Origin of the sequence: Kitasatospora sp. MY 5-36, from assembly GCF_001182915.1 — a bacterium.
GTDB lineage: Bacteria > Actinomycetota > Actinomycetes > Streptomycetales > Streptomycetaceae > Kitasatospora.
In genome coordinates this window covers 1-23,855 of record NZ_LFVW01000113.1, presented here as the reverse complement: position 1 = coordinate 23,855, position 23,855 = coordinate 1, and the positions used below count along the sequence as shown (strand labels likewise).

Here is a 23,855-nt window from a genome sequence, read left to right as displayed (position 1 = left end):
CCGCGAGCTGTTCCGCACCGCCGCCGCGGACGTGCTCGGGCGGCTCGGGGAGGACCCGGCCGAGGCGCTGGACACCGCCGGGGAGGCGCTCACCGCGCTCAACGCCGCCACCCTGGGCGGCGCGCTGCGCGCCTGCGTGGCCGGCTGGGAGGCCGAGCACGGGGACCTGCCGACCCGGATCGCGGTGATCGCGATGGGCCGCTTCGGCGGCCACGAACTGGGCTACGGCTCGGACGCGGACGTGCTCTTCGTCCACGAGCCGCTGCTCGGTTCGCTGGAGGAGGCGGCCGCCCGGGCCGCCCAGGCGGTCTGCCACGAGCTGCGCGCCCAGCTGGGCGCGCCGTCCACCGAGCCGCCGCTGCTGGTCGACGCCGACCTGCGGCCGGAGGGCCGCAGCGGCCCGCTGGTGCGCACCCTGGCCTCGTACGCGGCGTACTACCGGCGCTGGTCGCACGCCTGGGAGAGCCAGGCGCTGCTGCGGGCCGAACCGGTGGCCGGGGACGAGGAGCTGGGCGCGCGGTTCCGGCAGCTGATCGACCCGCTGCGCTACCCCGGCGGCGGGGTGCCGGAGCGGGACCTGGTGGAGATCCGCCGGATCAAGGCGCGGATCGAGGCCGAGCGGCTGCCGCGCGGGGCCGACCCGACCACCCACACCAAGATCGGCCGGGGCGGGCTGGCGGACGTCGAGTGGACGGTGCAGCTGCTGCAGCTCCGGCACGGGTACGAGCTGCCGGCCCTGCGCACCACCCGGACCAGGGCGGCGCTGGCCGCGGCCGCGGAGGCCGGGCTGGTCGAGCCGGAGGACGCCGAGGTGCTGGACACGGCCTGGGTGCTGGCCTCCCGGGTGCGGGCGGCGGTGATGCTGGTGCGCGGGCGGCCCGGGGACAGCTTCCCGGGGGAGGCCCGGGAGCTGGCCGGGGTGGCCCGCTACCTCGGGTACGGCTCCGGGCACAGCGGCGAGCTGCTGGACGACTACCGGCGGACCACCCGGCGGGCCCGGGCGGTGGTGGACCGGCTGTTCTACGGCGCCGACTGACCGGGGCCGCCCCCGGGACGGCCCGCCCCGGGTACGCGAAAGGGGCCCCGGTCGGGGCCCCTTCGAAGACAGGCGCTAGCGGCGCGCGCTGCTGACCGCGGGCTCGCTCCACTGCTCCGGGACGGTGATCGGCCGGTCGGCCGGCGTCTCCCGGGCGGGCACCTTCGGCAGCCGGTAGACCCACTCGTGGTACATCCAGCGGGCGGTGAGGAAGCCCACCATCAGGCAGAGCACGCCGCCGACGGCGTCCATCCAGAAGTGGTTGGCGGTGGAGACGATCACCACCAGGGTGGCGGCCGGGTACATCAGGCCGAGCACCCTGACCCAGGTGCGGCGGGCCAGGAAGAAGATCGCCAGACCGCACCACATCGACCAGCCGATGTGCATCGAGGGCATGGCCGCGTACTGGTTGGAGACGTGCGCGGCGGGCCCGGAGGCCATCGAGCCCCAGGTGCCGTGGACCTTCACGGTGTCGATGAAGCCGCCGTCGGTCATCAGCCGGGGCGGGGCCAGCGGGAAGAAGTAGAAGCCGACCAGGGCGATCCCGGTGGTCACGAACAGCACCGTGCGGGCCGCGACGTAGCGCCCGGGGTGGCTGCGGTAGAGCCAGACCAGCACGCCTATCGTGATCACGAAGTGCAGGGTCGCGTAGTAGTAGTTCATCCCCGTGATGAGCCACCCGACGCTGTCAACGGCGTGGTTGATCGAGCGCTCGACGGCGATGCCGAGGTGGTTCTCCAGGTCCCAGATCCAGCCCGCGTGCTTCTGGGCTATCGCTTCCTGTTCGGGAACCGCGTTGCGCACGATCGAGTAGACCCAGTAGCTGATCCCGATCAGCGCCAGCTCGAACCAGATCCGCGGCCTGGCCGGTGAGCGGCGCTGGGCGCTGATGCGGCTGCGCAGGGCGGCGGTACGGGACTGGGCGGCACGGGTGGCTCCATCGGGCAGGCGGCCGGGGACGGCCTTCGCTGCTTCGGAACCGCCACCGCTGGCCGCGTCGGCGCGCCGGGCGTCGCCTCGCTGGATCTCGGTCGGTTCCCCCATGGACGGCAAGTCTGCCAGACCGCTCGTAGCCGTCTGCTCATCCTCTGGAAGTGGATTCTTCACCGGCTGTCCCCCTTGAGGGGTAGGGGCCGGCGCCCACCGGGGTAGGGGGTGCTCGGGGGTTGGGTGCATACCGGTGGGACGGACATACGTCCCATTGTCACGCGCGTCGCTCCAGGGGAGTAATCGGGGTGGTCGGAGACGGTCCTCCACCTGGAACTTCCGGCGACGAAACGATTTCTGCATCTTGCTGAAACATATTGCAGGCCGCTAGCTTCCTGGGAAATCGATCGCCCCTTCCCCCTAAGGGAGCCCTCAGTGGCCGATGCCCCGCTCCGCCCCCGACGGAGCACTGCCCGACGAACCCCTGGCCGCCGCAGACCTCCGGGCCGCACGGCCGTCCTGCTGGCCGCGGCCCTGACCGCCGCCACCCTCGGCAGCGCCCCCGCGGCCCTCGCCGCCGCCCCGCCTGCCCCGCCCTCGGACGCCGCGCTGGCGGCCACCGCCGGGCGGCACGACCTCACCCGGGAGCAGTTCTACTTCGTCCTGCCCGACCGCTTCGCCAACGGCGACACCGCCAACGACACCGGAGGCATCACCGGGGGGCGGCTGGAGAACGGCTTCGACCCCGCGGACAAGGGCTTCTACCACGGCGGCGACCTGGCCGGGCTGATCCAGCGGCTCGACTACGTCCAGGACCTCGGCACCACCGCGATCTGGCTGGCCCCGATCTTCAAGAACAAGCCGGTGCAGGGCAGCGGGGCCGACGCCTCGGCCGGCTACCACGGCTACTGGATCACCGACTTCACCCAGGTCGACCCGCACTTCGGCACCAACGAGCAGCTCAAGGAGCTGATAGCCAAGGCGCACGCCCGCGGCATCAAGGTCTTCTTCGACGTCATCACCAACCACCCCGCCGACGTCATCGACTACGCCGAGAAGCAGTACGGCTACCGCTCCGCCGGCGCCTCCCCGACGCTCGACGCGGACGGGAACCCGGTGGACGAGACCGCCGTCGCCGACGCGGGCGCCCCCTGGCCGCGGACCACCAAGGACTCCTTCCCCTACACCCCGGTCTTCCGCACCCCGGCCGACGCCACGGCCAAGACCCCGTCCTGGCTCAACGACCCGGCGCTCTACCACAACCGGGGCGACTCGACCTTCGTCGGCGAGTCCGCCACCGAGGGCGACTTCAGCGGCCTGGACGACCTCGACACCCAGAACCCCAAGGTGGTGAAGGGCTTCGAGAAGGTCTACCAGCAGTGGGTCAAGGACGCCGGCGTGGACGGCTTCCGGATCGACACCGTCAAGCACGTCAACATGGCGTTCTGGCAGCAGTGGGCCCCCGCGCTCAAGGACTTCGCCGCCAAGCAGGGCAACAAGAAGTTCTTCATGTTCGGCGAGGTCTACTCCGGCGACCCGGCGGTCACCTCGCCGTACGTCACCAAGGGCAGGCTCCAGGCCACCCTGGACTTCCCGTTCCAGGGCGCGGCCCGCTCCTACGTCTCGCAGGGCGGCTCGGCGCGCGGCCTCGCCGACGTCTACGCCCAGGACTACCGCTACACCAGCGCCGACACCGACGCGTACGAGCTGCCCACCTTCCTCGGCAACCACGACATGGGCCGCTTCGGCTCCTTCCTGCTCGCCGACAACCCGGGCGCCGACGACGCCACCCTGCTCAGGAAGGACCGGCTCGGCAACGAGCTGCAGTTCCTCACCCGCGGCCAGCCCGTCGTCTACTACGGCGACGAGCAGGGCTTCACCGGCGCGGGCGGCGACAAGGACGCCCGGCAGGACCTGTTCGCCTCGAAGACGGCCTCCTACAACGGCGACCGGGTGCTCGGCGGCCCCTCCGGCCCGGCCGACCGGTACGGGCAGGGCGGCGAGCTCTACCAGGGCATCGCCGGACTGGCCAAGCTGCGCCGCGACAACCCGGCCCTGGCCGACGGCGCCCAGATCGAGCGGTACGCCGCCGACGGCGCCGGCGTGTACGCCTTCTCCCGGATCGACGCCGGGCAGCAGGTCGAGTACCTGGTCGCGGTCAACAACGCCGCCGAGGCGAAGACCGTCACCCTGGACACCTTCTCGGCGGGGATGGGCTTCGACCCGGTCTACCCGGCGGCGGGCGCCCGCGTCACCAGCGGCGCCGACCGCAAGGTGACCGTCACCGTGCCCGCGCTGTCCTCGCTCGTCCTCAAGGCGGGCGGCCGGCTCGCGCCGGTGGCCGCCGCGCCCCAGCTCTCGGTGCAGCCGCCCGCGGACGGCTCGACCGGGCTCGTCACGGTCGGCGCCACCACGGACGGCGGCTTCAACCGGGTGAGCTTCGCCGCCCAGATCGGCAACGGGCCCTGGCAGACCCTGGGCACCGCCGACAACGGCGGGTACAAGGTCACCCAGGACCTGGCCGCCGTCGCCCCCGGCACGGTGGTCCGCTACAAGGCCGTCGTCCGGGACTCCAGCGGCCACCTGCGCTCCGCCACCGCGAGCTTCACCACCGGCACCCCCGCGCCCAAGCCCGCGCCCACCGCCGGCTCCCGCCCGTACGCCGTCGTCCACTACAACCGGCCGGACGGCGACTACGACGGCTGGAACCTCTACGCCTGGGGCGACCTCGCCGACGGCGAGGCCACCCCGTGGCCGGCCGGGCACGCCTTCACCGGGCGGGACGCGTACGGCGCCTTCGCGTACGTGAAGCTCAAGCCCGGCGCCTCGGACGTCGGCTTCATCGTGGAGAAGGACGGCGTCAAGGACGTCGACGCCGACCGGCACCTCGACGTCGCCAGCGCCGGCGAGGTGTGGCTGAAGCAGGGGGACGCGACCGTCCGCCCGGCGAACCCGGGACCGCCGGCTGGGTCGACCGGTCCTGGCCAGCCGGCGAACACCGCCGTCATCCACTACAACCGGGCCGACGGCGACTACGACGGCTGGGGCCTGCACGACTGGACCGGCGCCGCCACCCCGACCGACTGGGGCAAGCCGCTGACCCCGGCCCGCCGCGACGCCTTCGGCGCCGTCTTCGAGGTGCCGCTCGCCCCCGGGGCGACCAGCCTCAGCTACATCCTGCACAAGGGCAACGACAAGGACCTGCCCGCCGACCAGTCGCTGGACCTCGCCGTCAACGGCAAGGAGGTCTGGGTGCTCGGCGGCCGCGAGGGCTACCTGCTGCCGCAGAACCCGGCCGCCTCCTCGCAGATCGACCTCACCGGCGCCAAGGCCCAGTGGATCGACGCGAGGACCGTCGTCGTCCCGGCGAACTACGGCGCGGGCGACGACGCCCTGGCCGGCGGCACCAGCGCCCAGCTGGTCTACGACCCCGAGGGCGGCATCCGGGCCGACAAGGGCGCGCTGACCAAGCCCGGCAAGTGGCTGCGGCTCACCCCGGCCAAGGGCGGGCTGACCGACGCGCAGAAGGCCGAGTACCCGCACCTGGCGGGCTACCGGGCCTTCACCGTGGACCCCAGGGACGCCGCCCGCGTCCCGGCCGCGCTCCGCGGCCAGCTGCTGTTCACCGAACACCTGCCCAGCGGCGCCGTCCTGGCCGGCACCGGGGTGCAGACCCCGGGCGTGCTGGACGACCTGTACGCCGGGCGGACCGGCAAGGTCGACTTCGGCCCGGCCTACTACAACGGCAAGGTGGCGCTGTCGCTCTGGGCGCCGACCGCGCAGGAGGTCTCCGTCCAGGTCTTCGACAGCGCCACCGGGGGCACCCCGAAGACGCTGCCGCTGAAGCTCGACGACGAGACCGGCGTCTGGGAAGTCGTCCGCGACAAGGGCGAGTTGGACGGCAGGTACTACCTGTACCAGGTGAAGGTCTGGGCGCCGTCCACCCAGCAGCTGGTGGTCAACACCGTCACCGACCCGTACTCGGTGGCGCTGTCCACCGACTCCCGGCGCAGCCTGGTCGCCGACCTCGACGCCAAGGCGCTCAAGCCCGCGGGCTGGGACGACCACGCCCGCCCGCAGGCCGTCCCGCCCGCGCAGCAGCAGATCCAGGAACTGCACGTCCGGGACTTCTCGGTGGAGGACCCCACCGTCCCGGCCGCCGAGCGCGGCACCTACCTGGCGTTCACCGAGTCGGACTCGGCCGGCATGCGGCACCTGCGGGACCTGGCCAAGGCCGGGGTGACCACGGTCCACCTGCTGCCGACCTTCGACATCGCCACCGTCCGGGAGAACCGGGCCGACCAGAAGCTGCCGGCCTGCGACCTCGAGTCCCTTCCCCCGGACGGCCCGAAGCAGCAGGAGTGCGTGGCGGCCGTGGCCGCCGACGACGCGTACAACTGGGGCTACGACCCGCTGCACTACAACGTGCCGGAGGGCTCGTACGCCACCGACCCGAACGGGGTCGCCCGCACGGTGCAGTTCCGGCAGATGGTGCAGGCGATGCACGCGGCCGGGCTGCGGGTGGTGCTCGACGTGGTCTACAACCACACCGCCGCCAGCGGCCAGGCCGAGCACTCGGTGCTGGACAAGGTGGTTCCCGGCTACTACCAGCGGCTGGACGCCGACGGCAAGGTGACGGCGGACAGTTGCTGCGCCGACACCGCGCCCGAGCACGCCATGATGAACCGGCTGGTGGTCGACTCGGTGACGCTGTGGGCCCGCGAGTACAAGGTGGACGGCTTCCGCTTCGACCTGATGGGCCTGGACCCGAAGTCCACCATGCTGGACGTGCAGGCCGCGCTGCGGAAGATGACGCCGGACTCGGACGGCGTGGACGGGAAGAACGTGTTCCTCTACGGCGAGGGCTGGAACTTCGGCGCCGTCGCGAACAACGCCCGGTTCGAGCAGGCCACCCAGCAGAACATGGCCGGCACCGGCATCGCCACCTTCGACGACCGGATCCGGGACGCCGCCCGCGGCGGCAACTTCATGCTGAACTCCGCCCCGCAGCAGGGCTTCGCCTCGGGCCTGTACACCGACCCGAACGGCTCGGCCGCGAACGGCACCCCGGAGGAGCAGAAGGCCCGGCTGCTGCACCAGATGGACCAGCTGAAGGTCGGGCTGACCGGCAACCTGGCCGGCTACTCCTTCACCGACAGCTCCGGAAAGCCCGTCACCGGCGCCCAGGTCGACTACAACGGTGCCCCGACCGGGTACGCCGCCAAGCCCGGCGAGGCGGTGGAGTACGTGGACGCCCACGACAACACCGACCTCTTCGACGCGCTCGCGTACAAGCTGCCGACCGGCACCGCGCCCGCCGACCGGGCCCGGATGCAGGCGCTCGGGCTCTCGCTGACCGCGCTCACCCAGGGCGCGGGCTTCGCCCAGGCCGGCAGCGACCTGCTGCGCTCCAAGTCGCTCGACTCCAACTCCTACGACTCGGGGGACTGGTTCAACGCGATCCACTGGGACCCGGCCCAGGGCAACGGCTGGGGCCGCGGCCTGCCGATGGCGAAGGACAACCAGGAGCAGTGGCCGGCCGCCCGGTCCCTGCTGGCGAACCCGGAGCTGACCGTCGGCGCGGCCGACATCCGGTCGGCCTCGGCGCAGTACCAGGAGTTCCTGCGGATCAAGCAGTCCTCGCCGCTGTTCTCGCTGCCGAGCCTGGCCGCCGTCCAGCAGCGGCTCTCCTCCCCGCTCTCCGGCACCGCCGGTGAGACGCCCGGGGTGATCACCCTGCACCTGGACGGCACCGGGCTGCCGGGGGCGGAGAAGGGCGTCACGGTGGTCTTCAACGCCACGCCCACGGCGCAGGCGCAGACCGTGCCGGCGCTGAAGGGCACCGGCCAGGCGCTGCACCCCGTCCAGGCGGGCGGGGCGGACCGGGTGGTGCAGCGGTCCGGCTTCGACGCCGCGACCGGCACCTTCACCGTGCCGGGCCGCACCGTGGCGGTGTTCGTCCAGCGCTGACCCGCCGTCGCCGACCGGTCGGCACCGGTTCGTTCCGGTGCCGACCCGTCCGACACTGATTCGTACACCCCGACAACTCCCGGGCCCCGTACCACTGTTCAGGTGGTGCGGGGCCCGTTCGCGGTCGGCGGGGGCACGGTTGCGTTCCGGACGCGCGATGGCCGGAAACCGTTGATGGCACGGCCGGAACTGTGACGTGCCGGGTCTGCCGGGCGCTGTCGGCCACCCGCCGGGGCCGGAACCGGCCCTGAGTGCTGGTCACCGACTGCCGGTGGTGATCGAACTTTGTCCGGGGCCATGAAAACCGTGTTCACGAGTTCGTCGTGGGGTAACACAACTGACGGAGCGCCCTCCATACGGTTTCGGTAATGAATCGGCCAATCCGTGGCATGCATCTGTCATTAACGGCTCGTTTGCTGCCACGATTCCCCCGGCTGTAGACGAGGGGACCCCACCCCCCGGTGCAGCTGTTCCAGTTCAGGTGCAGCGCGTCCGACCCTGCAACGAGTTGTGAGCACCGCATCCGCACTCCCGTCGCACCCGGCGGGGGCCCCCACTGCGCCGCGACCCCGCGGCTCAGGTTTCTCTCCACCGTGCGCGACCCAGCGCCGGTCGGAAAAGGAGTCCGCATGTCCCGTTACGCTCACGCACGGAAGGCGGCGGTTGTCATGGCCGCCTCCACCGCGCTGCTGGTCACCGGCATACCGGTGATCGCCCAGGCGGCCACGCCGGACGCGCCGGCCGCCGTCGCGGCCCAGCAGGCGAACCGCGCCCAGCTGATCTCCGCCGCGAACCAGCAGACCACCAGCCTCGCCCAGAGCCTCGGGCTGAGCGGTGAGGAGAAGCTGGTCACCAAGGACGTCTTCCAGGACGCGGACGGCACCCGCCACCTGCGGTACGAGCGCACCCTCAACGGACTGCCCGTCCTGGGTGGGGACCTGGTGGTGCACCAGGCGCCCACCGGTGCGACCAAGAGCGTTGACCGGGCCAGCACCGCCCCGCTGAGCGGTGTCAGCACCACGCCGAAGCTGGCCGCCCCGGCCGCGCAGACCGCCGCGCTCGCCGCCGAGCAGGGCACCGCGGTCGACACCGCGCCGCGCCTGGTGGTCTGGGCCGCGGACAACAGCCCCCGGCTGGCCTGGGAGACCGTCGTCTCCTCGACCAAGTCCGACGGCACCCCGAGCAAGATGCACGTCGTCACCGACGCCACCAGCGGCCAGGTCATCCAGCAGTGGGACGGCATCGAGACCGGCTCCGGCAAGGGCGTCTTCGTCGGCAACGTCACCATCGGCACCACCCAGTCGGGTTCGTCGTACCAGCTGAAGGACGGCACCCGCGGTGGGATGTACACCACCAACCTGAACCACGGGACCTCGGGCACCGGCACGCTGTACAGCAAGTCCACCGACACCTGGGGCGACGGCACCGTCAACAACGGCGAGTCCGCCGCGGTCGACGCCCACTACGGCGTCGCGGCCACCTGGGACTACTACAAGAACACCTTCGGCCGCAACGGCATCCGCAACGACGGTGTCGGCGCCTACAGCCGCGTCCACTACGGCAACAACTACGTGAACGCGTTCTGGGACGACTCCTGCTTCTGCATGACGTACGGCGACGGCAGCAACAACACCGCGCCGCTGACCGAGCTGGACGTCGCGGGCCACGAGATGAGCCACGGCGTCACCGCGGCCACCGCCAACCTGACCTACTCCGGCGAGTCCGGCGGCCTCAACGAGGCCACCTCGGACATCTTCGGCACGATGGTCGAGTTCTACGCCAACATCCCGACCGACAACCCCGACTACCTGATCGGTGAGTTGATCAACATCAACGGGGACGGCACCCCGCTGCGCTACATGGACAAGCCGTCCAAGGACGGTGCCTCGGCCGACTACTGGTCCTCCACCGTCGGCAACAAGGACGTCCACTACTCGTCCGGTGTCGCCAACCACTTCTTCTACCTGCTGTCCGAGGGCAGCGGCGCGAAGACCATCAACGGCGTCAACTACGACTCGCCGACCCAGGGCAACATCGCGGTCACCGGCATCGGCCGGGACAAGGCGGCGGCCGTCTGGTACCGCGCGCTGACCACCTACATGACCTCCAGCACCAACTACGCCGCGGCGCGCACCGCGACGGAGAAGGCGGCCACCGACCTGTACGGGGCCGGCAGCGCCGAGCTGGCCGCGGTCGGCACCGCCTGGGCGGGCGTCAACGTCGGCACGGCGCCCAACCCGGGCGGCGTCACCGTCACCAACCCGGGCAACCAGTCCACCGCCGTCGGCGGCGCGGTCAACCTGGCGATCAAGGCCACCGGTGGCACCGCCCCGCTGACCTACTCGGCCACCGGCCTGCCCACCGGCCTGTCGATCAACGCCTCCACCGGCGCGATCACCGGCACCGCCTCCACCGCGGGCACCTACAACGTGACCGTCACGGCGAAGGACTCGGCCGGCAAGACCGGTACGACCAGCTTCACCTGGACCGTCTCCACCGGTGGCGGCGGCTGCACCCCGGCCCAGCTGCTGGGCAACGAGGGCTTCGAGTCGGGCACGGCCACGCCGTGGACCGCGTCGAGCGGTGTGGTGGACAGCAGCGCCTCGCAGGCGGCCCACAGCGGCTCCTGGAAGGCGTGGCTGAACGGCTACGGCTCCACCCACTCGGACTCGCTGTCGCAGACGGTGAGCATCCCGGCGGGCTGCAAGGCGACGCTGAGCTTCTGGCTGCACATCGACACCGCCGAGTCGGGCACCACCGCGTACGACAAGCTGACCGTCTCGGTGAACGGCACCGCGCTGAAGACCTACTCCAACGTGGACGCCGCGGCCGGCTACCAGCAGCGCACCTTCGACCTGTCGGCCTACGCGGGCCAGTCCGTCACCGTGAAGTTCGCCGGGACCGAGGACGCCTCGCTCCAGACCAGCTTCGTGATCGACGACACCTCCGTCCAGACCGGCTGAGCCCGGGCCGGCTCCTGACGGGCCGGTGAACCAGGACAGGTGAGGGGCCCGGCGGCTACGGCTGCCGGGCCCTTGTCGTGCCCGCCCCTCCTGGCCCGGCCCCGGCTCCTCCTCGGCTTCTCCCGGGCTCGCTCCCGGGCTCGCTCCCCGGCTCCTCCTCGGCTTCTCCCGGGCTTTCGACCAAGGTCTTGACGGCCCCCGCGGGTGCCTCTAGGTTCGGCGCTGCAAGTTTCCGGCAAGTTGCAGAAACTTCCTGCAGTTCCCCTGCGGCCCTTCCGCAGGCTCCCCCTCCGGCTGCCCCACCCCAGCCACCCCCAGGAGACGACGTGGTCACCACCGCCCCCGCCCGCCGGCCCGCCCGCGCGGCCGGTGCGCTCGCCGCCTCGGCGGCGCTCGCCCTCTCGCTCGGCACCTCCCTCGGTGCCCCCGCCGCCCAGGCCGCCCCGCCCGCCAACAACGGCAAGGACGTCACCGCCACCCTCTTCGAGTGGCGCTTCGACTCCGTCGCCCAGGCCTGCACCTCCACCCTCGGGCCCAAGGGCTACGGCTTCGTCGAGGTCTCCCCGCCGCAGGAGCACATCCAGGGCGCGCAGTGGTGGACCTCCTACCAGCCGGTCAGCTACAGGATCGCCGGACGGCTCGGCGACCGCACGTCCTTCAAGAACATGGTCGCCACCTGCCACGCGGCCGGGGTCAAGGTGATAGCCGACGCGGTGGTCAACCACATGTCGGCGGGCTCCGGCACCGGCACCGGCGGCACCGCGTACACCAAGTACAACTACCCCGGCACGTACCAGGACCAGGACTTCCACGGCTGCCGCCAGCCGATCACCAACTACCAGGACCGCGGCAACGTCCAGAACTGCGAACTGGAGAACCTCTCCGACCTGGACACCGGCAGCGCCTACGTCCAGACCACCATCGCGCACTACCTGGACGACCTGGCCTCGCTCGGCGTCGACGGCTACCGGATCGACGCCGCCAAGCACATCGCCGCCGCCGACCTCGCCGCGATCAAGGCCAGGATGGCCAACCCCAAGGCGTACTGGGTCCAGGAGGTCATCTACGGCGCCGGCGAGCCGGTCCAGCCCACCGAGTACACCGGCACCGGCGACCTGGACGAGTTCCGGGCCGGCACCGACCTCAAGCGGATGTTCACCACCGACAAGCTCGCCAACCTCAGCGGCTGGGGCGCCTCCTGGGGCTACCTGCCGAGCGGCCAGGCGCGCACCTTCGTCGACAACTGGGACACCGAGCGCAACGGCTCCACCCTCAACTCCACCTACGGCAACACCTACACGCTCGCCAACGTCTTCCTGCTGGCCTCGCCGTACGGCGCCCCCAACGTCCACTCCGGCTACTCCTTCGCCAACAAGGACGACGGCCCGCCGAACGGCGGCACCGTCAACGCCTGCTACCAGGACGGCTGGAACTGCACCCACGCCTGGCGGCAGATCGCCAACATGGTCGGCTTCCGCAACGCGGTGGCGGGCACCGGGGTGAGCAACTGGTGGTCCAACGGCGGCAACGCGATCGCCTTCGGCCGCGGCGGCAAGGGCTACGTCGCGATCAACCACGAGGGCGCCGCGATCACCCGGACCTTCCAGACCGGGCTGCCGGCCGGCACCTACTGCGACGTCCAGCACGGCGACCCGCAGGCGGGCGGCGGCTGCACCGGCCCGACCTACCAGGTGGGCGCCGACGGGCAGTTCACCGCCACGGTCGGCGCGGGCGACGCGGTCGCGCTGTACGTCCAGCCCGGCGCGAGCGTCTCCGGCGCCTCGTTCAACGTCAACGCGACCACCACGCCCGGGCAGAACATCTACCTGGTCGGCGACGCCGCAGCGCTCGGCGGCTGGGACCCGGCGAAGGCGCTGCCGCTCTCCTCGGCCGGCTACCCGGTCTGGTCGCTGGCGCTGTCGCTGCCGGCCGGCACGTCCTTCCAGTACAAGTACGTCCGCAAGGACGCGAGCGGCGCGGTGACCTGGGAGTCCGGCGCCAACCGGACGGCGACCGTGCCCTCGGGCGGGACGGTCACGCTGAACGACACCTGGCGGCCGTGAGGCCGGGGGCGGACCGGGGCCCCGTCGGCATCGACCGACGGGGCCCCTCCCGCGGCCCTCCGGGCCGGGGTTCAGCCCCGCCCGATGTAGGGCATGGCCGTCGCCATCACGGTGGCGAACTGCACGTTGGCCTCCAGCGGCAGCCCGGCCATGTGCCGTACGGTGCGTGCCACGTCGGCCACGTCCATGGTCGGCTCGGGGGCGATCCGGCCGTCCGCCTGCCGCACGCCCGCGCTCATCGCCGCCGTCATGTCGGTCGCCGCGTTGCCGATGTCGATCTGCCCGCAGGCGATCCGGTACGGGCGGCCGTCCAGCGACAGCGACCGGGTCAGGCCGGTCACGGCGTGCTTGGTCGCGGTGTAGGCGATCGAGTGCGGGCGCGGGACGTGCGCGGAGATCGAGCCGTTGTTGATGATCCGGCCGCCCCGCGGGTCCTGCTCCTTCATCCGCCGGAACGCGGCCCGGGCGCAGAGGAAGGCGCCGGTCAGGTTGAGGTCGACCACGGCCCGCCAGTCCTCGACCGCCAGCTCGTCCACCGGGACGGCCGGGCCGAAGGCGCCGGCGTTGTTGAACAGCAGGTCCACCCGGCCGTGGCGCTCGGCGGCCGTGGCGAACAGCGCGTCCACCGCGGCCGGGTCGGTGACGTCGGTCGGCACCACGTCGGCCGGGGCCGCGCAGAGCGCGGCGGTCTCCCGCAGCGGTCCGGACCGGCGGCCGGCCAGCACCGTCCGCCAGCCGTCCGCGGCCAGTTCCACCGCCACGGCCCGGCCGACGCCGCTCCCGGCTCCGGTGACGACGGCGATCCGCTGGTTCATGGCACCCTCCTCGATGACTGTTCCCGGTCGGCCCCGGCCTGGGCGTGCCCTGGGCATGGCCTGGGCACAGCCTGGGCAAGGCCTGGGCGTGCCCCGGAGATCTTCGCGGATCCGGGGGCCGCCGTCACTGGTCGAAGCCGCCGAGGAGCTGGTCGAATCACCAGAATCCGGACGATTCGACGGGGCTCCGACGGTCACCCCCGCCGACCGGCCCCCGCCGACCGGGGGGACGGGTGAAGGCTTTTACCTGATCGCGAACAAACATTGGATTTCCGGTGGCCACCGCGCAACCGGGCCACCCCGGCCTACGTCATAAGATCGCAGGAAGGCGCACCCCCGCGAAGGGGCGGCGCGCCATCACTCCGGGGGACGCGCCAGCGCTGTGCCCTCGGGCATGTCCGGCCCCACCGGGGGGCCGCCGCCCGGTCACGGACCGGGCGCGACATCGGTCGGAGAGTCCTCACCGTGCTTAGGCAGTCGTCCCGTTCCCGCGCCGTCCTGTCCGGCGCCGCCGTGCTCGCCCTGGCCGCCTCGCTCGCGGCCTGCGGGAGTTCCGGCGGTGGGAAGGGGGACAGCGCCACGGCGAGCGCCGGCGCGACCGGCGGCAGCTCGTCGGGCAGCCCGAGCACCACCGGCACCGGCCAGCCCGCGACCGGCAGCGCGACCCCGGCCGCCGCCTCCGGCAAGGTGCTGATGCCCACCGGGCCCGCCGCCGCCCTCAGCAAGTCCCGGGACACCGGCGCCGGCCCGATCATGATGACCAAGGTGACCGGCGCGAAGTCCGGCGTCACCGGCCAGGTCTGGGTCTGGCTGCCGCCCGAGTACAACGACCCCAAGTTCGCCAAGACCGGCTTCCCGGTGCTCACCCTGTTCGCGGGCGGCCAGAGCAACGGCTACAACACCTGGACCGACAACCAGCTGCCGATCCAGGAGGAGAACGAGCGGCTGGTCAAGGAGGGCAAGTCCCACCCGTTCATCATGATCATGCCGGTGCAGAACTTCAACGGCGACGAGAAGAACGCGCTGGACTGCTCCGACATCCCGGGCCAGGCCAAGATGGCCACCTGGATGGCCGAGGACCTCCCGGACTTCGTCCGCGCCAACTTCCGCACCGTGAAGGGCCGCGACGGCTGGGGCGTGATGGGCGCCTCCACCGGCGGCTTCTGCAGCGCCAAGCTCGCCCTCCAGTACCCGCAGGTCTACAAGGCCGCGGTGCCGATCGACGGCTACTTCATACCGGACTCGGGGCTGTGGAAGGGCCACGACGCGGAGAAGGCCGCCAACAACCCGGACGTGCTGGTCACCCAGGGCAAGGCGGACGTGAGCATGCTGGTCACCGCGGGCGGTGCCAACCCGTACGAGACCAAGGTGGTCAAGAGCTGGGTGGAGAAGGCGGTGCCGCCGGTGAACCTCCAGTACCACGAGCAGCCCGGCGGCAAGCACCTGACCTCGGACTTCAAGAAGATGATCCCGGACACCCTGGTGTGGCTCACCGCCCACCTGGCGGGGCCGGCGGCCGACTGAGGCCCCCGCTCCGACCTGTTTCCCACCTGCTCCCACCGCTGCCGCCGGTGCCGGGACGCGTTCGCGCTCCCGGCACCGGCGGTTCTGCTTCCGGAGGGTCTGTGCGCGGGCCTTCCCGCGGTTCTTCCGCGGGTCTTCCAGCGGCTTCCCCGGTGGGGCTCGTCGGGGGGTTCCGGTGCGGGTCCGCCGCCCGTCGGCAGCCCCGTGACCTGCGCGTCAATCGGACATTGATTCGCTTCTGATCGACTGCGAGCACCTTGGCTGGGGCGGTCCTCACCGGCCGCCGCCACCCGTCGTGCCCCAAGCAGTGAAGAGAGTCCCATGCCGATCCACCTGGTGCCCCAGCCCGTCCACACCGTGCCCGCCCAGGGCCAGTCCGGAGCCGACTCGCTGGGCGGGGACGCGTACGCGTACGGGCAGGTCGTGGACGACGAGCCGGCCACCCCGCGGTTCGCCGGCCTGCGCCTGGTGCACGCCGCGCTGCGCCGGGACCTCGCCCGGCTGCCCAACGCGCTGCGGCTGCTCCAGCCCGACGAGGACGACAAGGGCGAGGCGCTGCTGCGGCACTGGAACTTCATCACCGCCATGCTCACCTGCCACCACGAGCAGCAGGACACCCGGCTCTGGCCGATCGTGCGCCGCTTCGCGCCCGAGCTGCGGCTGCTGCTCAACTGGCTGGAGGACGACCACCACAACCTGGACCACTCCTTCACCCGGGTCACCACGCTGGTGCGGATAGCGAGCCGGGACACCGGCAGCGCCTGGCCGGTCGCGTACGCGATGGAGGACCTGGCGGCCCGGCTGGAGACCCACCTGCGGATCGAGGAGCGGCAGCTGCTGCCCCGGATGGAGCGGGTGATCGCCGACGGCTCCCGGCTCGGCGGGCTGGGCGAGCTGCTGGACCTGCTGCGGCTGGCCGACGGCCCGGGCGTCGCGGACGCGCTGGCCTGGCTGCTGGAGGGCGTGGAGCCCGCGCTGGTCGAGCGGCTGCTGGCCGAGTGCGACGACGACGTGGCCCGCAACTGGCCGCACTGGCACGCGACCTACCAGCGCTGCACCTCGCCGCTGTGGGGGCCGGTGGACGGTCCGGTCGGCGGTGCAGGCTCCGGCACGGGCGCGGGTTACGGCCTCGGCCCCGGCCCCGGCTTCGGCGGTCTGGGGAGCGTCGCCGACTGACCCCGGGGCCTCTTCTCGGGCCGTTGATCTACGCGCGTGGCATGGGCCTCCGGTACGGGCCTCCGGCATATGCCTGACGGCTCTCGGGGGCTGGCTGATATTCCAACTCTCCGTATTTCCAGGGGGATTGGGCCCACCGGCATCGGGTGTCGGCTGTCCTGCCCGCCGCTCCGGCCGCTTACTCCGGCAGGCGGTTGAGCCACTCCAGCGGTGCGACCCGGATCGCCGTGTGCGGCGAGCCGTCCCACTCCGCCGTCAGCCCGACGGCCTCCAGCGCGGCGACCACCGTCCGCCCGACCTCCGCCGTCCGGCGCTCCGAGACCTCGGTCGTCTCCTCCCCGGCGCGGAACCCGCCGTAGCGCAGCATCAACCCCCGGCCGGCGGCCGCCGCCTCGGTGTCCTGCTGGTGGAAGAAGACGAAGCCGACCGAGCCCTCCCCGGCCTCGCCGCCGATCTCCGCGTAGCCGCAGCCCGCGCAGCAGGTGAAGTCCATCGCCGCGACGATGCCCTGGTCCTCCAGCGCGTCGAAGGCGTCCGCCAGCCGGTCCACGTCGGTGGTCTCCGGCCAGGCCGCCTGCTCGGCCAGCCGCGCGGCCCACAGCGGAGCGACGATCCGCTCCGCCTCCTCCTGCGTCAGCCCCTGGTCGTCGAGGTCCTCGACCAGGGACTCGGCTATCTCGTCCGGCTCCTGGAAGCCGCACCGGATCAACTCGCCTGCCCGCTCCTGGACTTCGCGCAGCACGTCGGGGGTGAGAACCGTCTCCTCGGTCATGCCCGCATCCTCGCACCCGCCACTGACACCGACGGCCGGGCGCGGGGGCGGGGACCGGCGCTTCGCCGCGGGCCGCCGTCCTGCTACCGTCCCGCCGGTGACCTCCCTGCTGCAACCACCGCTGCTCACCCGGCTGCTGGCCGCCGAGCGCATCCTGATCGCCGGAGCCGGCGGCGGATTCGACGTGTACGCCGGGCTGCCGATCGCCCTCGCCCTGCGGGCCGCGGGAAGGGAGGTGCACCTGGCCAACCTCTCCTTCTCCCACCTCTACGGCCTGCCGCTCGACGTCTGGGCGGAGTCCGACGTGGCCCGGATCGGACCGGACACCGCCGCCCCCGAGGGCTACTTCCCGGAGCGCACCCTGGCCCGCTGGCTGAACCGGCACGGCATGCCCGACACCGTGTGGGCCTTCCCGTCGGTGGGTGTGCAGCCGCTGCGCGAGGCCTACCGCGCGCTGGTCGGACGCCTGGGCGTGGACGCGGTCCTGCTGGTGGACGGCGGCACCGACATCCTGATGCGCGGCGACGAGGCCGGACTCGGCACCCCGGAGGAGGACATGGCGAGCCTGGGCGCGGTGGCCGGCCTGGACGAGGTGCCCGAGCGGCTGGTCGCCTGCCTCGGCTTCGGCATCGACGCCCACCACGGCGTCAACCACTCCCTGGTGCTGGAGAACCTCGCCGCGATCGACCGGGCCGGCGGCTACCTCGGCGCCTTCTCCGTCCCGCGCGACAGTCGGGAGGGGGTGCTCTACCTGGACGCCGTCGAGCACGCCCGGGCCGCCTTCCCGGAACACCCCAGCATCGTCAACGGCTCGGTGGCGGCGGCGCTGCGCGGCGAGTTCGGCGACGTCCGCTTCACCGAGCGGACCAAGGGCGAGCAGCTCTTCATCAATCCGCTGATGACGCTCTACTTCGGCGTCACGGTCGAGGCGCTGGCCGCCGAGCACCGGTACCTGGACCGGCTGGAGAACACCGTGGTGACCCGCCAGATCGCCACCGTCATCGCGGAGTTCCAGGACGAGCTGCCGCGTCAGCGGCCGCCCCGGCAGTTCCCGCACTGACCCGGGGCGCCTGGGCGGGCGGGGCCGGGGCGGGCCGGTCAGAGCGGGGCGAGCCGGAACTCCAGGTTCCCGAACCGCACCTGGTCGCCGGGCCGGACCCGGACGCCGCCCGCTATCCGGCGCCCGTTCACATGGGTGCCGTTGGTCGAGCCGAGGTCGTACAGCATCCAGCCGTCCCGTTCGTGCCGCAGTTCGGCGTGGTTCCGGGACACCGAGGGGTCGTGCAGCCGCAGCCCCGAGCCGGGGAGCCGGCCGATCGTCAACTTCCCGGCCCCGGACTGCGGCAGGCTCAGCCCCGGCAGCCGCTCGGTGCGCCAGGCCTTGCCCAGCCGGTCGCCGAAGGCGGAGATCCGCCCGACCGTCCGCAGCACGAACCGCTCGACCGGCCCGCCGGTCGGCAGTCCGGCCACCGCCGCGTCCAACTCGCCGCGGCTGGTGGCCCGGAGGACGATGTCCATCCGGCCGAGGAAGGTGTCGTGCGAGAGCCGCCCGCTGCCCGCGCCGTCCCGCAGCACCCCGAGCGCCTCCTCCCGCTCGGCGTCGGAGGGCCGGACCGCGCCGGTCGGCCCGGCCGTGCCGGCGGGGAGCTCAGGAGGCGTCATGGCCACATTGTCCGCGCGGCCGATTCCGGCTGTCCAGATCACGCCGGGCGCGGGCGCGGGGTTCGTACGTCACGGCAGTCCAGACGCCCTTTCCGGCCGGGCGGTTCCGCGCGTTTGCGGTGTGCCGTACGGGCCGTTCCGGGGCGCCGTACCGACGGCCCCCGGCTGCCGTCCGGGCCGTCCCCGGCTGCCGTACGGGCCGTCAGGCCTTGCGGGCGGCGGCCAGGATCTTCTCCGTGGTGTGCAGGAACCGGGAGGTGACCGCACCCCGGTAGGCCTTGCCGAACATCTCCTTGGTGACCCACTTGCCGTCCCGGAGGTGGACCACCACGTAGGCGGCCCCCGGACCGGCGCCGACCACCTCGACGTCGCCCTTCGGCGAGCGGTGGGGGAGGGCGAGTTCGGCGGGCAGCGGCTCGGAGAGGAAGGCGACGACCAGCCGGACGTCCGGCGTCACCTCGACGCCCCGGAACGGCTCGGCGGCCAGCAGGTCGGCCACCTCGTCCACCGTCCGCAGCAGCACCGGCACCGGGTACCCGAGCGCCTGCTCCAGGTGCTCCTCGATCCGCCCGGTCAGCGCGGCGCGGTCCGGCTCGGCGGTGGTGAAGAAGACGTTGCCGCTCTGGATGTAGGAGCGGACGTTTCCCAGCCCGAGCTCGGCGAAGAGCGCCCGCAGCCGCTCCATCCGCACCGTCCGGCCGCCGACGTTGATGGCCCGCAGGAAGGCGATGTACGTGGTCGTGGTGGTCACCCGGCCAGTCTGGCACCGGCCACCGACAGCGGCCCGGCACTCCCGGCCCGCCGCCCCCGACCGGCCCGCCGCCCCTGCCCCGCATCCGCCCGACCGCCCCTGCCCGTCCGGTCGTCCGTGCCCGGCGGTTGTCGGTGCCGGGTGCCAGACTGGCGCCATGGCTACCTGGCAGGATTTCGAGCACGAGGCCCCCCGACCTGGCGCCCCTGGTCCGGGCCCGGTTCGAGGCGAACAAGCACCACGTCCTGGCGACGCTGCGCAAGGACGGATCGCCCCGGGTGAGCGGGACGGAGGTCGAATTCGTCGGCGCCGACCTGTGGATCGGGTCGATGTACGGCGCGGTCAAGGCGCGTGAGCTCCAGCGCGACGCCCGTTTCGCGCTGCACGCGCACCCGGGGGACGAGACCATGGCCGGCGGGGACTCCAAGGTCTCGGGCCGGGCGGTGGAGGTCACCGACGAGACCGAACTCGCCGCCTTCGCCGCCGATCTGCCCGAGCCGCCGCCCACCCCGTTCCACGCCTTCCGGCTGGAGCTCGACCAGGTGGTGCACACCGCCCTGGAGGGCGACCACCTGCTCATCTTCAACTGGCACCCCGGCCGGCCGGTGGAGCGGATCCAGATCCACTGACCGGCCGACCCGGCCGACCCGGCTGACCGGGCTGAGTCGGGCGGGTCGGCCGGGCGGGCCGGGTGGGCCGCAACCGCCCTACGGCAGAACGGACTTGAGGGCGTCCGGGGTGCGGGCCACGACGGCGTGCCCGTCGTCCGCGGTGATGATCGGGCGCTGGATCAGGATCGGGTGCTCGGCCATCGCCGCGATCCAGCGGTCGCGCGAACCCTCCTCCCGGGGCCAGCCCTTCATCCCCAGGTCCTTCGCGGCCTGCTCGTCGGTGCGGGTGATGTCCCACGGCTCCAGGCCCAGGCGCTCCAGCACCCGCACCAGCTCGGCCGCGGTCGGCGGATCCTCCAGGTAGCGCCGTACGGTGTACTCGACCCCGGCGCCGTCCAGCTCGCCGAGCGCGGTCCGGCACTTGCCGCACCGGGGGTTGATCCAGATCTCCATGCCGGCCACCCTACCGAGCCGCCCGCGCCGGCCCCGACAGCCGCCGCGCGCGACGTCGCCCCGGCCCCGGCGCGCGCTGTCCTCCCGGCCCGCCGCGCGCGATCCGTTCCGTACGGGAACTCCGCCCCGCCCACCGGTGGTTGACCGGTCAGGAAGCGTGAGCTCGGGAGGGGAGCACCGGATGGACGGCGCGGCGATCATCGAACAGCTGATGACCACGGAGGTCAGGACCGATCCGTACCCGCTGTACGCGAGGGCCCGCGAGCTGGGCCCGGTGGCCCCGGCCGGGGACGGCATGTTCGTGGTGACCGGCTACGCGGCGGTCAACAAGGTGCTGCGCACGCCCGCCTTCGGCGTCGCGACCGCCGAGATGATGGCCGGCCTGGCCCCCGAGTACGCCGTGCACTCCTCGCTCGCGCTGCTCGGCCGCTCGATCCTCCAGCGCAACGCCCCCGACCAGCCGCGGGTCCGCTCGCTGATCGCCTCGGTGTTCACCGCCCGCCGGGTCGCCGCGCTGCGCCCGGCCGTGGAGGCGGCGGTCGACCGGCTGCTGGACGGGATGGCCGAGCAGGGCGCCGACGGCTCACCGGTGGACTTCATGGACGCCTTCGCCTTCCGGCTGCCGGTCGGGGTGATCTGCGAGCTGATCGGCGTCCCCGAGCAGGACCGCTACCGCTTCCGCGGCCTCGCCTCCGACCTGACCATCGCGCTGGAGATCATCCAGGACCTGGACGAGCTGGCCGCCGCCGACGAGGCCGCCGACGAGCTGGCCGGCTACTTCACCGAGCTGGCCGCCGAGCGCCTGGCCCGCCCGCAGGACGACCTGGTCACCGACCTGGCCCGGATCGCCGCCGCCGACGACGAGCGGCTCTCCGCCCGGGAGCTGCTGGCCAACCTGGTGCTGCTGCTGGTGGCCGGCTTCGAGACCACCACCAACCTGCTCGGCAACGGCCTGGCCCTGCTGTTCCGCCACCCCGAGGCGGCCGCCGGGCTGCGCAGCGGCGCGATCACCCCGGCCGGGTTCACCGACGAGGTGCTGCGGTTCGACTCCCCGGTCCAGGCCACCGGGCGGGTCGCGCTGGAGCCGGGCCTGGCCGTCGAGGGCCTGCCGATCCCGCCCGGCAGCGGGCTGACCCTGCTGATCGGCTCGGCCAACCACGACCCGGACCGCTACGAGCGTCCCGAGGTGTTCGACCCGACCCGCACCGACAGCCAGCCGCTCAGCTTCGGCGGCGGCACCCACTTCTGCCTGGGCTCCCAGCTGGCCCGGATGGAGGCCGAGGTCGCGGTGCCCGCCCTGCTCGACCGCTTCCCCCGGCTCGCCCCGGGCGGCGTCCCGACCCGGCGCGACCGCCTGGTGCTGCGCGGCTACGAGACGTTGCCGGTGACCGTCCGCTGACGCTCCGCTCCCGGGGGCCGGGGATTTGGCTCCTCCGGCCCCGGGGACCGGGACGTTCGGCCATTCGTGGCAGGGCCGTCCGTGGGAGAGCATGGAGGGACCAAACCGGCCAATCCGGGCGGATCGCCCGGAACGGCCGCCTGCCAGGAGGTCCCGCCGTGCGCACAGCACCCCGCCCGCCGCGTCCCGCGGCGCTGGAGCCCAAGGCGCCGCGGTGGGTGCCCTGGCTGCCGGTGCTCCTGCTGGTGCTGGACCTGGTCGCCGAGGCCGTCGTCCCGGACGCCGTCGCCGCCGGCTTCCTGCTGACCGCGCTGCCCGTGGTGGCCGCGTTCAGCTACGGCCCGGTGCTGACCGCCGTCACCACAGCCGGCTCCCTGGGCCTCCAGCTCGTCCTGGCGCTGCGCGCGGACCACGTCGACGAGCAGCACCACGTCTGGGTCTACATCGCCACCCTGCTCTCCGGCGTCATGGGCACCGCCCTGTCCTGGCAGCGCACCCGACAGAACCGCAACCTGCTCCAGGCCCGTACGGTCGCCGAGACCCTGCAGCGCACCGTGCTGCGCCCGGTGCCCGAACGGGCCGGCGGGCTGCGGGTGGCCGGCCTCTACCGCCCGGCCCAGGCCGACGTCCTGGTCGGCGGCGACCTGTACGAGGTGTGCGACACCCGCTTCGGCGTGCGGGTGCTGCTCGGCGACGTCCGGGGCAAGGGCCTGGCCGCGGTCCGCACCGTCGCCGACGTCCTCGGCGCGTTCCGGGCGGCCGCGTACGACACCCCCGGGCTGGTCGACCTCGCCGACCAGCTGGACCGCGCGGTGCTGCGCGACGCCGCCGACCGCGGCGACGACGAACTGTTCGCCACCGCCGTCCTGCTCCAGTACCGGCCCGGCTCGGACTGCGTGGAGATCGTCAACCGCGGCCACACCACCCCGCTGCTCCTCGGCGGCGGGGGCATATCCCCGGTGTCCTGCGCCGACGAGCTCCCGCTCGGCCTGGGCCACCTCGGCCCCGCCGACGAGCGCAGCAAGGCGATCGCCGTCGCGCTGCCCCCGGGCCACACCGTCCTGCTCTACACCGACGGCGTCAGCGAGGCCCGCGACACCACCGGCGCCTTCTACCCGCTGGCCCCCCGCCTCGCCGCCCTCGGCACCACCGCCCCCGACCGGGTGGTCTCCTTCCTGGCCCAGGACGTCCACCGCTACGCCGGCCTCCTCGCCGACGACCTCGCCGTCCTCGCCCTCACCCCGGACACCCCGTAGCCCCGTCCCACTCCCAGAGGTTCGCGAACAGCTCCGCCTGCTCCCGGGCGTCGTCCAGGGCGTGGTGCGTATGGGGCAGGTCCGGCAGCAGCCCCGGCGGCATCGACCGCTTCCCGATCCCGGCGAACGGCACCCCGGCCCGCGCCGCGTACAGCGTCTTCAGGTCCAGGCAGCCGGAGTGCCCGAACGGGCTGGACCCGGTGAACCGCACCAGGTACCAGTAGAGGAACTGCCAGTCGTACACGGCGGGGTAGCCCACCATCACCGGCCGGTACCGCCGCCCGCCCGGCCCGCCCCGCACCCCCTCCACCCAGCGGCCGAACTCCCGCATCGCCGCCGCCGGATCGGCCCCGTCCGCCTCCAGCACCGCCCGGTCCAGCCCCGACACCGCCAGCGCCTCCGGGACGTACTCCGCACTGATCGGCCGCAGCTCCCGGTAGAACGCCCCCCCCCCCCCCCCCCCCCCCCCGGGCCCCC

The 23,855-nt window shown here is 73.0% G+C and carries 16 protein-coding genes and 1 pseudogene; 10 read left to right on the top strand and 7 right to left on the bottom strand.

Annotated elements, in window-relative coordinates:
* A pseudogene (locus AE652_RS09445) lies at positions 1-1,036 on the top strand (bifunctional glutamine-synthetase adenylyltransferase/deadenyltransferase); the annotation flags it as partial.
* Between the two features lie 75 nt (positions 1,037-1,111).
* Here the strand turns inward: AE652_RS09445 and AE652_RS09440 are convergent.
* Entirely contained in the window at positions 1,112-2,080 is a 969-nt protein-coding gene (locus tag AE652_RS09440; RefSeq protein ID WP_053112020.1) for a phosphatase PAP2 family protein, read from the bottom strand.
* A 318-nt stretch (positions 2,081-2,398) separates the two neighbouring features.
* Here AE652_RS09440 and pulA point away from each other — a divergent pair, with 318 nt between their 5' ends.
* The 3 genes from pulA (at position 2,399) to AE652_RS09425 (ending at position 12,959) form a co-directional block, all read left to right on the top strand.
* Positions 2,399-7,933, top strand: coding sequence for a pullulanase-type alpha-1,6-glucosidase (gene pulA / locus AE652_RS09435; RefSeq protein ID WP_053112019.1), 5,535 nt, complete (start codon positions 2,399-2,401; stop codon positions 7,931-7,933).
* A 629-nt stretch (positions 7,934-8,562) separates the two neighbouring features.
* Positions 8,563-10,896, top strand: coding sequence for a M4 family metallopeptidase (locus tag AE652_RS09430; RefSeq protein ID WP_049650767.1), 2,334 nt, complete (start codon positions 8,563-8,565; stop codon positions 10,894-10,896).
* Positions 10,897-11,222: 326 nt separating this feature from the next.
* Entirely contained in the window at positions 11,223-12,959 is a 1,737-nt protein-coding gene (locus tag AE652_RS09425; RefSeq protein WP_049650766.1) for a carbohydrate-binding module family 20 domain-containing protein, read from the top strand.
* A gap of 71 nt (positions 12,960-13,030) precedes the next feature.
* Here AE652_RS09425 and AE652_RS09420 read toward each other — a convergent pair whose 3' ends face one another.
* Positions 13,031-13,774, bottom strand: coding sequence for an SDR family oxidoreductase (locus tag AE652_RS09420; protein ID WP_049650765.1), 744 nt, complete (start codon positions 13,772-13,774; stop codon positions 13,031-13,033).
* A gap of 465 nt (positions 13,775-14,239) precedes the next feature.
* On the opposite strand from AE652_RS09420, the gene AE652_RS09415 reads away from it, so the two are divergent.
* Complete coding sequence (locus AE652_RS09415; protein WP_079271752.1) at positions 14,240-15,298, top strand: alpha/beta hydrolase family protein; 1,059 nt, start codon at positions 14,240-14,242, stop codon at positions 15,296-15,298.
* 321 nt (positions 15,299-15,619) lie between these two features.
* Positions 15,620-16,474 (top strand): hemerythrin domain-containing protein, encoded by an 855-nt coding sequence (locus AE652_RS09410; RefSeq protein WP_049650764.1) that lies wholly within the window; start codon positions 15,620-15,622, stop codon positions 16,472-16,474.
* A 178-nt stretch (positions 16,475-16,652) separates the two neighbouring features.
* On the opposite strand, the gene AE652_RS09405 is transcribed toward AE652_RS09410, so the two are convergent.
* Entirely contained in the window at positions 16,653-17,246 is a 594-nt protein-coding gene (locus AE652_RS09405; RefSeq protein ID WP_053112018.1) for a hypothetical protein, read from the bottom strand.
* Positions 17,247-17,343: 97 nt separating this feature from the next.
* Between AE652_RS09405 and AE652_RS09400 the strand changes: the two genes are divergently transcribed.
* Entirely contained in the window at positions 17,344-18,306 is a 963-nt protein-coding gene (locus AE652_RS09400; protein WP_049650763.1) for a DUF1152 domain-containing protein, read from the top strand.
* 38 nt (positions 18,307-18,344) lie between these two features.
* Here the strand turns inward: AE652_RS09400 and AE652_RS09395 are convergent, their stop codons facing one another.
* Positions 18,345-18,908 carry a DUF1707 and FHA domain-containing protein gene (locus tag AE652_RS09395; RefSeq protein WP_049650762.1) on the bottom strand — a complete coding sequence of 188 codons (564 nt, stop codon included), beginning with the start codon at positions 18,906-18,908 and terminating at the stop codon, positions 18,345-18,347.
* A gap of 202 nt (positions 18,909-19,110) precedes the next feature.
* Entirely contained in the window at positions 19,111-19,659 is a 549-nt protein-coding gene (locus AE652_RS09390) for a DUF1697 domain-containing protein (protein ID WP_082345545.1), read from the bottom strand.
* 134 nt (positions 19,660-19,793) lie between these two features.
* Here AE652_RS09390 and AE652_RS09385 point away from each other — a divergent pair, with 134 nt between their 5' ends.
* Positions 19,794-20,288, top strand: coding sequence for a pyridoxamine 5'-phosphate oxidase family protein (locus AE652_RS09385; protein WP_234348312.1), 495 nt, complete (start codon positions 19,794-19,796; stop codon positions 20,286-20,288).
* A 78-nt stretch (positions 20,289-20,366) separates the two neighbouring features.
* On the opposite strand, the gene AE652_RS09380 is transcribed toward AE652_RS09385, so the two are convergent.
* On the bottom strand, positions 20,367-20,723 hold the full coding sequence (locus AE652_RS09380) for an arsenate reductase family protein (protein WP_049650761.1): 357 nt from the start codon (positions 20,721-20,723) through the stop codon (positions 20,367-20,369).
* Between the two features lie 157 nt (positions 20,724-20,880).
* Here AE652_RS09380 and AE652_RS09375 point away from each other — a divergent pair, with 157 nt between their 5' ends.
* A complete protein-coding gene (locus AE652_RS09375; protein ID WP_234348311.1) occupies positions 20,881-22,122 on the top strand; it encodes a cytochrome P450 in 1,242 nt (413 codons plus the stop codon).
* Between the two features lie 158 nt (positions 22,123-22,280).
* Positions 22,281-23,378, top strand: a complete 1,098-nt coding sequence (locus tag AE652_RS09370; RefSeq protein ID WP_159028402.1) for a PP2C family protein-serine/threonine phosphatase — start codon at positions 22,281-22,283, stop codon at positions 23,376-23,378.
* Here AE652_RS09370 and AE652_RS09365 read toward each other — a convergent pair.
* Positions 23,359-23,766 (bottom strand): exonuclease, encoded by a 408-nt coding sequence (locus tag AE652_RS09365; protein WP_159028401.1) that lies wholly within the window; start codon positions 23,764-23,766, stop codon positions 23,359-23,361. The two genes, AE652_RS09370 and AE652_RS09365, sit on opposite strands and share 20 nt — an antisense overlap.
* Positions 23,767-23,855 lie beyond the last annotated feature (89 nt).

Excerpts from the sequence above, each read along its gene's own strand:
- AE652_RS09405 (WP_053112018.1), bottom strand. The coding sequence starts at position 17,246 with ATGACCGAGGAGACGGTTCTCACCCCCGACGTGCTGCGCGAAGTCCAG.
- AE652_RS09395 (WP_049650762.1), bottom strand. The coding sequence starts at position 18,908 with ATGACGCCTCCTGAGCTCCCCGCCGGCACGGCCGGGCCGACCGGCGCG.
- AE652_RS09380 (WP_049650761.1), bottom strand. The coding sequence starts at position 20,723 with ATGGAGATCTGGATCAACCCCCGGTGCGGCAAGTGCCGGACCGCGCTC.
- AE652_RS09410 (WP_049650764.1), top strand. The coding sequence starts at position 15,620 with ATGCCGATCCACCTGGTGCCCCAGCCCGTCCACACCGTGCCCGCCCAG.
- AE652_RS09440 (WP_053112020.1), bottom strand. The coding sequence starts at position 2,080 with ATGGGGGAACCGACCGAGATCCAGCGAGGCGACGCCCGGCGCGCCGAC.
- AE652_RS09430 (WP_049650767.1), top strand. The coding sequence starts at position 8,563 with ATGTCCCGTTACGCTCACGCACGGAAGGCGGCGGTTGTCATGGCCGCC.
- AE652_RS09420 (WP_049650765.1), bottom strand. The coding sequence starts at position 13,774 with ATGAACCAGCGGATCGCCGTCGTCACCGGAGCCGGGAGCGGCGTCGGC.